We start from the raw sequence: 13,231 nt of genomic DNA on the forward strand, positions 1-13,231 counted from the left end.
GGGGGTCGTCCCCACGGCCGACTCGGGGGGGAGGAGCCGGACCGGGTTAGCACGGTCGCGAACGATCCGTGACTTCCATGGTGTACCCGAGAGCCTTCTCAGGCAAACCCACGCGCCCGAGCTTACGCCGAATGGTGGGCGCATATGCTCATGCCCGTGGAAAACCACTCCTTGCCGCGCACAGCAGCCTTCTTTGACCTGGACAAGACGGTCATTGCGAAGTCATCGACGCTGACCTTCAGCAAGTCCTTCTACCAAGGCGGCCTGATCAACCGCCGCGCCGTACTGCGTACCGCATACGCGCAGTTCGTCTTCCTCGCCGGAGGAGCCGATCACGACCAGATGGAGCGGATGCGGGAGTACCTCTCCGCGCTCTGCAAGGGCTGGAACGTCCAGCAGGTCAAGGAGATCGTCGCCGAGACACTGCACGATCTCATCGACCCGATCATCTACGACGAGGCAGCGTCCCTCATCGAAGACCATCACACCGCCGGCCGCGATGTGGTGATCGTCTCCACCTCCGGCGCGGAGGTCGTCGAGCCCATCGGCGAGCTGCTCGGAGCCGACCGGGTCGTGGCCACCCGCATGGTCGTCGGCGCCGACGGCTGCTTCACGGGCGAGGTGGAGTACTACGCGTACGGACCCACCAAGGCCGAGGCGATCGAGGCGCTCGCCGAGTCCGAGGGGTACGACCTGTCCCGCTGTTACGCCTACAGCGATTCCTTCACCGACGTACCGATGCTCCAGTCGGTCGGCCACCCCTACGCCGTCAATCCGGACCGCGCGCTCCGCCGCGAGGCGCTGGCGCGAGATTGGCCGATTCTGGTCTTCAACCGGCCCGTTCGGCTCAAGCAGCGGCTGCCCGCGTTCTCCATGCCGCCCCGCCCGGCACTGGTCGCGGCAGCGGCCGTCGGTGCCGCCGCGGCCACGGCCGGACTGGTCTGGTACGCCAGCCGGCGACGCCAGTCCACACCCGCCTGACCGGAAATTGACGCAGCCGACAGAAAGCCATCAACACATGACCGATTCGCCCTTATTTGAAGCTAAAAGTAAAGAAGTGCGAGTAAGGGTTCCGCATTACCGCAGGCTGGAGTACAAAGGATTCAACGGCCCGCGAGACCAAGGACATCCGAGAGGATCACCAGTTAACGCATAAGGCCCCACGGACCGAAGTATGAAAACGGAGTACCCACGCGACGTCGACCCGTCGAATACGGGCCAGCCGCACCAGGCGACGGGCAAAGCACCCGACCTGATGGGCAACTTATCGAGGACGCTTGGTAACTCGGTGGACATACGGGCGGCGGCGCCAACTGGGTGCCGCCGCAACCCCGTTCGGGCAGCGCCGATCAGGCCGCGCCCCGCTGAAGCGCCTCGCAGACGGCGATCGATTCCCTGACACCCAGCTCCACCGCGCGTCCGCAGTGGGTGATCCACGCCACCATGCCGCCGGGAGTCCCCGAGAGATAGCCCTCGAAGGCGGCGGCGTACGCAGCGCGCCCCAGCTCCGCGTGGCCGACCTCCGCCGGGCAGACCGATTTGGGGTCGAGACCGCTGCCGACCAGCACGACCCGCTCGGCCGCCCGCGCCACCAGACCGTTGTACGAGCCGAAGGGACGCAGCGCGAGCAGTTCGCCGTGCACCACCGAGGCAGTCACCAGGGCCGGGGCGGGGCTCGCGGCGACAATCAGCTCGGACAGCCCCTCCAGCCGTCCCGCGACCTCGTCCGCGGCGGGCAGCGGAGCCTCGGCCAGCGGCCCGCCCGTCCCGGGCACCTCGCTCCCGGGCACCTCGGTCACCGGCTCGCCCGCCAGCCGGGGCCGGCCCACCGTACGGTCCGGGACACCGGCGCCACCCGCGGCCACCAGATGCAACCGGGCCAGAACGCGCAGCGGCGACTGCGCCCAGATGGAAAGGAGTTGACCGGCCTCCGCGTTGAGCCGCAGGGCCGCGCCGACCGTACGCGCCTCGGCATCCGAGCCGAAGTCAGTGCGTCGGCGTACCTCTTCGAGCGCCCAGTCGGCGCCGGACAGCGCTGCGGAGCCGCGTGCTGCGCGCAGGGCCGCCTCCGAGGTGACTTCGTTGCTGCGGCGCCGCATAACACGGTGGCTGTAGACGCGGTCGACCGCCGCGCGTACGGATTCCACCGCGCCGGGGACCCCCGGGAGGGCGGCCAGCGCGGCCAGGGGATCCTCCGGCCGCGGCGCGAAGAAGGCGTCAGAGGCTGTCGTACTCATAAGTAGGGAGGCTACGCGCCCATGGCGTGCGCCCCACCTTGGAGTGGTCTTCGTCACGCCAATTGGTCACCTTGAGCGAGATCACCACTACCCTATGTGAACATGAAGATCGCTTTCGTAGGCAAGGGCGGCAGCGGCAAGACGACGCTGTCCTCGCTCTTCATCCGCCATCTCACCGCCAACGAGGCCCCCGTCATCGCGGTGGACGCCGATATCAACCAGCATCTCGGGGCCGCGCTCGGCCTCGACGAGAGGGAGGCCGCCGCGCTGCCCGCGATGGGGGCGCACCTTCCGCTGATCAAGGAGTATCTGCGCGGCGGCAATCCACGGATCGCCTCCGCCGAGGCGATGATCAAGACCACGCCGCCGGGCGAGGGCTCGCGGCTGCTGCGGGTCCTTGAGGACAACCCGGTGTACGACGCCTGCGCCCGGACCGTCTCGCTCGACAGCGGCGAGATCCGGCTGATGGCCACAGGACCGTTCACGGAGTCCGATCTGGGGGTGGCCTGCTACCACTCCAAGGTCGGCGCGGTGGAGCTGTGCCTCAACCATCTGATCGACGGCCCCGAGGAGTATGTGGTCGTCGACATGACGGCCGGTTCGGACTCGTTCGCCTCCGGGATGTTCACCCGGTTCGACATGACGTTCCTGGTGGCCGAGCCGACCTGCAAGGGGGTGTCCGTCTACCGCCAGTACAAGGAGTACGCCCGGGACTTCGGTGTCTCGCTGGCGGTCGTCGGCAACAAGGTGCAGGGCCAGGACGACCTGGACTTCCTGCGTACGGAGGTCGGCGACGACCTGCTGATCACGGTGGGGCACTCGGACTGGGTCCGGGCCATGGAGAAGGGCAGGCCGGCCCCGTTCGATCTGCTGGAGGCGGACAACCGCTGCGCGCTCCAGACACTCCAGGACGCGGCGGAGGATTCGTACGAGCGCCGCGACTGGGAGCGGTACACGCAGCAGATGGTCCACTTCCATCTGAAGAACGCCAAGAGCTGGGGCAACGCGAAGACGGGTATCGACCTGGCCGCCCAGATCGACCCGGCCTTCGTGCTCAGCGAGACCCTCGCCGTGCCTCAGCCGTCGTAGTACGTACGGCCCCAGCCGCCGCGGAGCGGCCCCGGTCCACGCGGCCGGGGCCACCGCGGGCCGTCAGTGCTTCTCGGCGTGGCCGGACGGCTGGGACGACGGGCCGCCGCTGCCCTTCGGGCCCGCGGCCGCCGTGGCCAGGAAGGATTCCCACCCGCCCTTCGGAGCCTGGCCGACGCGGAGCGTGCGCAGCTTGGCCAATTGCGCCGGGTCCTGTACGTCCAGCCAGTCGGCGAGCTGACGGAACGACACGCACCGTACGTCCTTCTGCACACAGATCTTCTTGATCGTCTGCTCGACGGCGCGCATGTACGTACCGCCGTTCCAGGACTCGAAGTGGTTGCCGATGATCAGCGGGGCCCGGTTGCCCTTGTGGGCGCGGTCGAAGGCCTGGAGCAGACCGTCCCGCATCTGGTTGCCCCAGTAGGTGTGCTGTGACGGGTCGCCGAAGACCGTACCCGACTGGTTCCACATGAAGTTGTAGTCCATCGAGAGGGTCTCGAAGTCCCGGCCCGGTACGGGTACGAGCTGGAGCGGGATGTCCCACATGCCCTCGGTCTTCTTGGGCCAGACCTGGTTGCTGATCCCGCTGGAGTCGTAGCGGAAGCCCACCGTCCGCGCCGCCTTCATCATGTTCTTCTGCCCTTCCAGGCAGGGCGTGCGGCCGCCGACCATCTCCTTGTCGTAGTCGAACGGCAGCGGGGCCTCGGTCTTCAGTCCGGCATTGGTCTTCCAGTTCTTCACGAAGGACATGGCCTGCTTGATCTCGCTCTTCCACTCCTCGACGGACCAGGTGCCGACACCGCCGTCGTCGCCGCAGAAGTGGCCGTTGAAGTGGGTGCCGATCTCATTGCCGTCGTTCCAGGCGGCACGCAGCTCGCGCAGGGTGGCCTTGATCCCCTTGATGTCGTTGAAGCCGATGTCCGAACTGCCGGGCGAGTGCTGGGGCGGTTTGTACTGCTCCGCCTTCTCCTCCGGCAGCAGATAGACGCCGCTCAGGAAGTACGTCATGGTCGCGTTGTACTTCTTGCCCAGCTCGCGGAAGTGGGAGAAGAGCTGCTGGCTGTCCTCGCCGGCCCCGTCCCACGAAAACACCACGAACTGCGGGGGCTGCTCCCCCGGTTTGAGCCGCTCGGGTTTGGCCAGATTGGGCTGGGCGCCGGTGAACGCGGTCGAACCGTCACCGATCAGCTTGACGATCGCCTTGGGGGCGCCGGGTCCCTTCTTGGCCGCGGGGGCGTCCTTCCGGGCTTCCTCCGCCTCCGGCCCGGAGCATCCGGCCATGCCCACGACAAGCGCCGTGACGACGGCGCCGAAGGCGGTTCTCCTAGTAACGGCCAGCATCCGCCCACCCTCTTCCTTCAGGTTTCAGTACCGAAGTGCCGAGCGGCGACTGCCGACACGGCGCCGAGCGTGGACACCGTCGCATCAGGGCCGACGAGACGAAGAAACGACAAGCCGTACAAAATCACTAATCACTGACACAGGTGAATGGTTGACCTATTTGCCCGGAAAATCCTGCCGCAATCTTTACCCTCCATTACGATCCGTTTACCAATAGTTGAGCTGCGCATTCCGCTGCTGCACGCCGTGCCTCACGGCCGCGCTCATGCCCGCGACCGCGCCGCCCCCGGAGGAGACGGAGAACATGTCCAGTTGCGTCAGCACCCGTACCGACCACGCCTCGCAGACGAGCCGCACCACTGCCAGATCCCGATTCCGCCGGATCTCGCGCTTCGGGAGACCCCACAGCCCGCCTCCGGGCGGGCGCCGCTTCCGGATCGCCGGGGCGGATCTGTCCGCCTCGATCTCCGTCTTTCTGATCGCGCTGCCGCTCTCCCTGGGCATCGCGCTCGCCACCGGCGCACCGCTCCAAGCGGGTCTGGTCGCGGCCGCGGTCGGCGGGCTGGTCGTCGGCCGGCTGGGCGGCGCACCGCTCCAGGTCAGCGGGCCCGCGGCCGGACTCACGGTCGTGACGGCCGATTTGATCCAGCGGTACGGCTGGCGCACCACCTGCGCCATCACCATCGGCGCCGGGCTCGCGCAACTCGCCCTCTCGGCGCTGCGGGTGGCCCGGTCGGCGCTGGCCGTCAGCCCGGCGATCGTGCACGGCATGCTCGCGGGCATCGGCGTCACCATCGCCCTCGCCCAGCTTCATATCGTGCTCGGCGGTTCGCCCCAGAGCTCGGCCGTCGCCAATGTGCTGGGGCTGCCCGCCCAGTTGGCCAATCTGCATCCGGGCGCGTTGTCCGTGAGCGCCCTGACCATCGCGGTGCTGCTGGTGTGGCCGCGGATTCCGGGCCGCGTGGGCCGGATCGTACGGAAGGTTCCGGCCGCGCTCGCCACAGTGGCCGTGGCGACGACCGCGGCCGCCCTGGTCGGGCTCAGTCTGGAGCGCGTCGATCTGCCTTCCTGGCGGAGCCATGCCATGCCCGAACTGCCCGAGGGGCCGGTGCTGGGGCTGCTCGCGGCCGTACTCACCGTCACGATCGTCGGAAGTGTCGAGTCGCTGCTCTCCGCTGTCGCCGTGGACAAGCTGGTGGCCGGCCGCAAGGCGCCGCGTGTCCAGATCCCGCCGGCCCGTCTTGACCGGGAGCTGGCCGGGCAGGGCGCGGGCAATGTCGTATCCGGCGCGCTCGGCGGACTGCCCATCACCGGGGTCGCCGTGCGCAGCGCCGCCAATGTGGCGGCCGGGAGCGTCAGCAGGAATTCGACCATGCTGCACGGCCTGTGGATCGCGGTCGCGGCCCTGCTGCTGGTGCCCGTACTCGATCTGATCCCGCTTGCGGCCCTGGCGGCGCTGGTGATGTTCGTCGGAATCCAGATGGTGAACCTCACGCATATGCGGAACGTGCGGCGGAACCGCGAGTTGGTGGTGTACGTGGCGACGCTGGCCGCGGTCGTGTTCACCGGTGTGCTGGAAGGCGTGGTCATCGGGATCGCGGTGGCGGTCGCGCTGTCGCTGCACCGCCTGACCAGGACGCGGATCACCACGGAGGAGCAGAGCGGTGTGCACCGTATCCATGCGCGCGGGCAGTTGACGTTCCTCGCCGTGCCGAGGCTCAGCCGGATGCTGCAACAGGTGCCGGACGGCGCGGACTGTGTCATCGAGCTGGACGGGTCCTTCATGGACCACGCGGCGCATGAGGCTCTGTACGACTGGCGGGCCGCGCATATCGCCCGGGGCGGTACGGCAGAGTTCACCGGCGGCGCGGGCGCGCAGCTCGAACCCGCGGTCGAGTTCCATGCCTGCTGCCGGCCCTGGACGTCCTGGCGCAACCACCACTGCGGCCGGCATCCCACGGATGAGCACGCGACATCGGAGCAGCCAGCCGCCGCGAGATCCAAGGAGCCCAGCTACGCCGGCGTGGGGGCGGTGGGGAAGGAGCACGCGGCCAACGGCCGGACCGGAGGCGGGGCTTCGGCCGACTTCTGGCCGCGCCGCGACCGGCCCGACGGCGCCGAGGCCAACGCTGTCGGGGTCAACACCACCGGGGCCACCGCTGCCGGGGTCAACGCCATCGGGCCCAACGCTGCCGCGGTCCAGGCCACCGAGGTCAAGGGCGCTGTCAACGGCGTTGGATCCGGCGTTGGATCCGGCGGCGATCCGTGGGACGAGACTCACCGGCCCGGCCAAGCCCGGTCGGACGGACAGGAAGGAGCTGAAGGAACTGGAGGCCCGGGCCTGACTCCGGGCATCCGTCAACTGGCCAGCGGGCTCAGCTCTTTCCAGCGAAACACGGCGCCGCTGATGCGCGACGAACTGGCGCGGCTGGCGCGGGAGGGCCAGCAGCCCTCGCAGCTCTTCCTCACCTGCGCCGACTCCCGGCTGGTCACCAGCATGATCACATCAAGCGGCCCGGGCGACCTCTTCACCGTACGGAACGTCGGCAATCTGGTGCCGCTGCCGGGGACGGACGGCGGGGGTACGGACGATTCGGTGGCCGCGGCGATCGAGTACGCGGTCGATGTGCTGCGGGTGGACTCCATCACCATCTGCGGGCACTCGGGGTGCGGTGCGATGCAGGCCCTGCTCAACGCGCCTGACGACGCGGACGACGAGCCTCCGACACCTCTGCGGCGCTGGCTGCGCCATGGCCTGCCCAGCCTGGAGCGGATGAGAAGCCCGCACCACTCCTGGGCCCGGATCGCCGGACGGCTGCCGGCCGACGCGGTCGAGCAGCTCTGTCTCACCAATGTGGTCCAGCAGTTGCAGCATCTGCGGGCCCAGGAATCGGTGGCGCGGAGACTGGCCGAGGGCACCTTGGAGCTGCACGGTATGTACTTCCATGTCGGCGAGGCCCAGGCCTATCTCCTGGCGGACGGCATCGGCACCGGCCTCGGCGGCGGAGCCGGCGAAGAGGTGTTCAACCGGGTGACCCCGACCACGCTGGAGGAGTCGCGCGCCTGAACCCGGCCCCTGCCCCATCCGTGAGAGTGTGTGGCGCCCCTTCCTCATTTGCCCCGGAAGGGAGGGCCGCCCAGCACCGTACGGAACGCCGCAGCGGGGCAGGCGCCGCATAGGTCTAAACCAATTTCCGGAACACCCTTGTCACCCGGGCATCCGCCTGATGAGCTAGGCCCGGGACACATAGGACGCCCTGGGAAAGGGAGATGTCGTGAGCAACGAAAGCCTGGCCAACCTGCCGAGGACGGAGGGGGAGCGATGAGCGAGACTTCTTCCCTCTCCAACCTGCTCAAGGAGGAGCGGCGGTTCGCGCCGCCGGCCGAGCTGGCCGCGCACGCCAATGTGACGGCGGAGGCGTACGAGCGGGCCGAGGCGGACAGGCTTGGCTTCTGGGCCGAGCAGGCGAGGCGGCTCACCTGGGTCACCGAGCCGGCCGAGACGCTGGACTGGTCGAACCCGCCGTTCGCGAAGTGGTTCGCGGACGGCGAGCTGAATGTCGCGTACAACTGCGTCGACCGCCATGTGGAGGCCGGCCACGGCGACCGGGTCGCGATCCATTTCGAGGGCGAACCCGGCGACAGCCGCGCGATCACCTACGCGGAGCTGAAGGACGAGGTGTCCCGCGCCGCCAACGCCCTCGCCGAGCTGGGAGTGCGCAAGGGCGACCGGGTCGCGGTCTATCTGCCGATGATCCCCGAGGCCGCCGTCGCGATGCTGGCCTGCGCGCGGATCGGAGCCGCGCACTCCGTGGTCTTCGGCGGCTTCTCCGCCGAAGCGGTCGCCTCCCGTATCCAGGACGCCGACGCCAAGCTGGTGATCACCGCCGACGGCGGCTACCGCCGGGGCAAGCCGAGCGCGCTCAAGCCCGCCATCGACGAGGCCGTGACCAGGTGCCCGCAGGTCGAGCATGTGCTGGTGGTACGGCGTACGGGCCAGGACACCGCCTTCGACGACACCCGTGATGTGTGGTGGCACGACATCGTGGGCCGCCAGTCCGCGGAGCACACCCCGGAGGCGTTCGGCGCGGAGCACCCGCTGTTCATCCTCTACACCTCGGGTACGACGGGGAAGCCGAAGGGCATCCTGCACACCTCGGGCGGCTATCTCACCCAGGCGTCCTACACCCACCACGCCGTCTTCGACCTCAAGCCCGAGTCGGACGTGTACTGGTGCACCGCCGACATCGGCTGGGTGACCGGCCACTCGTACATCGTCTACGGGCCGCTCGCCAACGGCGCCACCCAGGTCATGTACGAGGGCACGCCCGACACCCCGCACCAGGGCCGCTTCTGGGAGATCGTCCAGAAGTACGGGGTCACGATCCTCTACACGGCGCCGACGGCGATCCGTACGTTCATGAAGTGGGGCGACGACATCCCCGCCAAGTTCGATCTGACCTCCCTGCGCGTCCTGGGTTCGGTCGGCGAGCCGATCAACCCCGAGGCCTGGATCTGGTACCGGGAGAACATCGGCGCGGGCAAGACCCCGATCGTGGACACCTGGTGGCAGACCGAGACCGGCGCCATGATGATCTCCCCGCTTCCCGGGGTCACGGAGACCAAGCCCGGCTCGGCGCAGCGGGCCCTTCCCGGTATCTCCGCGACCGTCGTCGACGACGAGGCCAATGAGGTGCCGGACGGGGGCGGCGGCTATCTGGTCCTGACCGAGCCGTGGCCCTCCATGCTCCGTACGATCTGGGGCGACGACCAGCGGTTCATCGACACCTACTGGTCGCGCTTCGAGGGCAAGTACTTCGCCGGGGACGGCGCCAAGAAGGACGACGACGGCGACATCTGGCTGCTGGGCCGGGTCGACGACGTCATGCTGGTCTCCGGCCACAACATCTCCACCACCGAGGTCGAGTCCGCGCTGGTCTCCCACCCCAAGGTCGCCGAGGCCGCCGTGGTCGGCGCGGCCGACGAGACCACGGGTCAGGCCATCGTGGCGTTTGTGATCCTGCGCGGCAGCGCGACCGTCGACGACGGTCTTGTCGCAGAACTCCGCAACCATGTGAGCACCGCGCTCGGCCCGATCGCCAAGCCGAAGCGGATCCTGCCGGTCGCGGAGCTGCCCAAGACCCGCTCCGGCAAGATCATGCGACGGCTGCTGCGCGATATCGCCGAGAACCGCCAGCTCGGGGATGTCACCACCCTCACCGACTCCTCCGTCATGGAGCTGATCCAGCGGCAGTTGCCCACAGCGGCGAGCGAGGACTGAGCGGCAGCGGTACGGCGGGGCACGCCCCCACCACCACGGGTACGCATGCGCAGAGCGGGGCGCCCGGCACATCCATCGTGCCGGGCGCCCCGCTCTGTGCCGTACCGCTCCGCGTGAAGACCAGGAGATCAGGAGATCATCGGATACATGTTCCGCGCACCCCGGGTAAGGTGGGCAGCGCGTCAATAGCTCAACAAGATTGTGGGTGCGCCGGGAAGTCTGGTCGGCATGCGATCCGTCATGTTCGCCGATCGCACAGAACCGACCCGGAGGTCAAGACCCGTGTCAGCGCCCACGCCCCCCACCCGCAAGTTCCTCGGACGCCTGTCGCTGCCCGAGCGGAACTATCTCGCGGACGCGCTGCGCGCCGAGACCGTCGGCGGTGTGATTCTGCTGGTCGCCGCCGTCATCGCTCTCATCTGGGCGAACACTCCGCTGAGCGGCAGTTACGTATCCCTGAGCGAATTCCACTTCGGGCCCGCCGCCCTGGGCCTCGACCTCTCCGTACAGCACTGGGCAGCGGACGGTCTGCTGGCCATCTTCTTCTTCGTCGCCGGTATCGAGCTGAAGCGTGAGCTGGTCGCGGGCGAACTGCGCGATCCCAAGGCAGCCGTGCTCCCCGTGATAGCGGCGCTCTCCGGTATGGCCGTACCCGCGCTGGTGTACGTACTGGTCAACGTGGTCGGCGGCGGGAACCTGGATGGCTGGGCCGTGCCCGTGGCCACCGATATCGCCTTCGCGCTGGCCGTCCTCGCGGTCATCGGCACCTCGCTCCCCTCCGCGCTGCGCGCATTCCTGCTCACCCTCGCGGTCGTCGACGACCTCTTCGCGATCCTGATCATCGCGATCTTCTTCACCAGCGATCTGAACTTCGCGGCGCTCGGCGGCTCCGTCGCGGCCCTCGCCGTCTTCTGGCTGCTGCTGAGGAAGGGGGTGCGCGGCTGGTACGTGTACGTACCGCTGGCGCTGGTCATCTGGGGCCTGATGTACAACAGCGGCGTCCACGCCACCATCGCCGGTGTCGCGATGGGCCTGATGGTGCGCTGCCACCGGAGGGAAGGCGAGAAGCAGTCGCCGGGCGAGCGGATCGAGCATCTCGTACGGCCGGTCTCGGCAGGTCTGGCCGTACCGCTCTTCGCTCTCTTCTCCGCCGGTGTCCCCGTCTTCGGCGGCGCGCTCGGCGAGGTCTTCACCCAGCCGGAAACCCTCGGGGTCGTCCTGGGACTGGTCGTCGGCAAGGCCGTCGGGATCTTCGGCGGCACCTGGCTGGCCGCCCGTTTCACCAGGGCGGAGCTGAACGACGACCTGGCCTGGCCCGATGTCCTGGCCCTCGCCTCGCTCGCCGGGATCGGGTTCACGGTCTCGCTGCTCATCGGCGAGCTGGCCTTCGCCAACGATCCGGTCCTCACCGACGAGGTGAAGACGGCCGTCCTGACCGGTTCGCTGATCGCCGCCGTCATATCCTGTGCCCTCCTCAAGATGCGGGTCCGCACCTACCGTGTGCTGTGCGAGGAGGAAGAACGTGACGAGGACCTCGACGGCATACCCGACATCTATGAGCAGGACGATCCGGCGTACCACCTGCGCATGGCGGCGCTGTACGAGGCGAAGGCCGCGGAGCACCGCAGGCTGGCGGAACACGCGGGGGCGGCGCGCGGCAACGGCAACAGTCCGGCATGATCGGACATCGGATCCGTAGCACAGAAGCGAGAAGAGGGAGTCACGATGAGCGACCCCGGCAAGCATGTCGCCGACGCTGTCCGGACCGGCACAGTGGTCGAGCCCGTCGGCACCGACCGCAGTATCGGTCAGTTGGTCGCCTCGGCGACCGCCGAGATGTCCGCGCTGGTGCATGACGAGATCGCCCTGGCCAAGGCCGAGATCCGACAGGACGTCAGGCGGGGCGCGATGGGCGGTGCCGCGATCAGCATCGCCGGTGTCTTCGCGCTGTTCTCGCTGCCGGTGCTGAGCTTCGCCGCCGCGTACGGGATCCACAATCTGGGGCTCGGGCTCGCCTGGTCGTTCCTGATCGTCGGCGGAGCGTTTCTGGTGCTCGCCGCGCTGGCCGCCGGGCTCGCCCTGCTGAAGTTCAAGAAGGTCAAGCCGCCGGAGAAGAGCATCGCCTCGGCGAAGCAGACGGCCGCGGTGCTGCAGAACGTCAAGCCCCACCCACGCGAGGTGGGGAAGCGCGTCACGTCTGTGGCACGCTCGTCTGTATGACCGCCGCTGATTCGCCGGCCTCTGCCGTCCGTCTTCCTGGTCCCTGGACACATAGGGATGTGGCGGCCAATGGTGCCCGCTTCCATATCGCCGAGGTGGGCGAGGGGCCGCTGGTCCTGCTGCTCCACGGTTTTCCGCAGTTCTGGTGGACCTGGCGGCATCAGCTCACGGCGCTCGCGGACGCCGGCTACCGGGCGGTGGCCATGGATCTGCGCGGGGTGGGCGGCAGCGACCGTACGCCCAGGGGGTACGACCCCGCCAATCTGGCCCTCGACATCACCGGGGTGGTGCGATCCCTCGGTGAGCCCGACGCCGCGCTCGTCGGGCATGATCTGGGCGGCTATCTCGCCTGGACCGCGGCCGTGATGCGGCCCAAGCTGGTGCGCAGGCTCGCGGTCTCCTCGATGCCGCATCCGCGGCGGTGGCGCTCGGCGATGCTGTCCGACTTCTCGCAGAGCCGGGCCGGTTCCTATATCTGGGGCTTCCAGCGCCCATGGCTGCCGGAGCGTCAGCTTGTCGCGGACGACGCGGCGCTGGTGGGACGGCTGATCCGGGAGTGGTCCGGGCCCGGGCTGCCGGACGACGAGTCGATCGAGATCTACCGGCGTGCGATGACGATCCCGTCGACGGCTCACTGCTCGATCGAGCCGTACCGGTGGATGGTGCGGTCGATGGCGCGGCCCGACGGCATCCAGTTCAACCGGCGGATGAAGCGCGCGGTACGGGTGCCCACACTCCAGTTGCACGGGTCGCTGGATCCGGCCATGCGGACGCGCAGCACGGCGGGATCGGCCGAATATGTGGAAGCGCCCTACCGCTGGAGGCTGTTCGATGGGCTGGGGCACTTCCCGCACGAGGAGGATCCGGCGGCGTTCTCCTCAGAGCTCATCAACTGGCTCCAGGACCCCGAACCGGATCGCTGACCATATAACCCGAATCACCGACCATCACCCGGACCGGTGATCCGAACGGCTGATCAGCAGGGCCGCACGGCGGCGCCCCTGGGCCGTTATGGTCACCCGCTGAACGCTTGTCCTACGAACAGCCAATTGCCTCGCGC

General features: G+C 68.7%; 9 protein-coding genes. 7 read left to right on the forward strand and 2 right to left on the reverse strand.

Annotated features, from left to right (window positions below; genetic code table 11):
• The first annotated feature begins 144 nt into the window (after positions 1–144).
• Positions 145–981 carry an HAD family phosphatase gene (locus tag KQY30_RS15530; RefSeq protein WP_217307328.1) on the forward strand — a complete coding sequence of 279 codons (837 nt, stop codon included), beginning with the start codon at positions 145–147 and terminating at the stop codon, positions 979–981.
• Between the two features lie 368 nt (positions 982–1,349).
• Here the strand turns inward: KQY30_RS15530 and KQY30_RS15535 are convergent, their stop codons facing one another.
• Positions 1,350–2,237, reverse strand: a complete 888-nt coding sequence (locus KQY30_RS15535; protein WP_217307329.1) for an oxidoreductase — start codon at positions 2,235–2,237, stop codon at positions 1,350–1,352.
• A 102-nt stretch (positions 2,238–2,339) separates the two neighbouring features.
• On the opposite strand from KQY30_RS15535, the gene KQY30_RS15540 reads away from it, so the two are divergent.
• On the forward strand, positions 2,340–3,326 hold the full coding sequence (locus KQY30_RS15540; protein ID WP_217307330.1) for an ATP-binding protein: 987 nt from the start codon (positions 2,340–2,342) through the stop codon (positions 3,324–3,326).
• Between the two features lie 63 nt (positions 3,327–3,389).
• Here KQY30_RS15540 and KQY30_RS15545 read toward each other — a convergent pair whose 3' ends face one another.
• Positions 3,390–4,670 (reverse strand): hypothetical protein, encoded by a 1,281-nt coding sequence (locus KQY30_RS15545; RefSeq protein WP_217307331.1) that lies wholly within the window; start codon positions 4,668–4,670, stop codon positions 3,390–3,392.
• Between the two features lie 265 nt (positions 4,671–4,935).
• Here KQY30_RS15545 and KQY30_RS15550 point away from each other — a divergent pair, with 265 nt between their 5' ends.
• The 5 genes from KQY30_RS15550 to KQY30_RS15570 all read left to right on the forward strand — a co-directional run bounded on the left by KQY30_RS15550 (position 4,936) and on the right by KQY30_RS15570 (position 13,094).
• The gene (locus KQY30_RS15550) at positions 4,936–7,737 is read left to right on the forward strand and encodes a bifunctional SulP family inorganic anion transporter/carbonic anhydrase (RefSeq protein ID WP_254407142.1); all 2,802 of its coding nucleotides are present in this window, start codon (positions 4,936–4,938) and stop codon (positions 7,735–7,737) included.
• A gap of 255 nt (positions 7,738–7,992) precedes the next feature.
• A complete protein-coding gene (gene acs, locus KQY30_RS15555; RefSeq protein ID WP_217307332.1) occupies positions 7,993–9,951 on the forward strand; it encodes an acetate--CoA ligase in 1,959 nt (652 codons plus the stop codon).
• A 282-nt stretch (positions 9,952–10,233) separates the two neighbouring features.
• Positions 10,234–11,631: a Na+/H+ antiporter NhaA gene (nhaA, locus tag KQY30_RS15560; RefSeq protein ID WP_254407143.1), complete on the forward strand. Its 1,398-nt coding sequence runs from the start codon at positions 10,234–10,236 to the stop codon at positions 11,629–11,631.
• 45 nt (positions 11,632–11,676) lie between these two features.
• Positions 11,677–12,171 (forward strand): phage holin family protein, encoded by a 495-nt coding sequence (locus tag KQY30_RS15565; RefSeq protein ID WP_217307333.1) that lies wholly within the window; start codon positions 11,677–11,679, stop codon positions 12,169–12,171.
• Positions 12,168–13,094, forward strand: coding sequence for an alpha/beta fold hydrolase (locus KQY30_RS15570; RefSeq protein WP_046496574.1), 927 nt, complete (start codon positions 12,168–12,170; stop codon positions 13,092–13,094). Before KQY30_RS15565 ends, KQY30_RS15570 begins: the two co-directional genes overlap by 4 nt.
• Positions 13,095–13,231: the final 137 nt, after the last annotated feature.

The sequence above is a fragment of the Streptomyces sp. GMY02 genome (assembly GCF_019056675.1).
GTDB lineage: Bacteria > Actinomycetota > Actinomycetes > Streptomycetales > Streptomycetaceae > Streptomyces > Streptomyces odonnellii.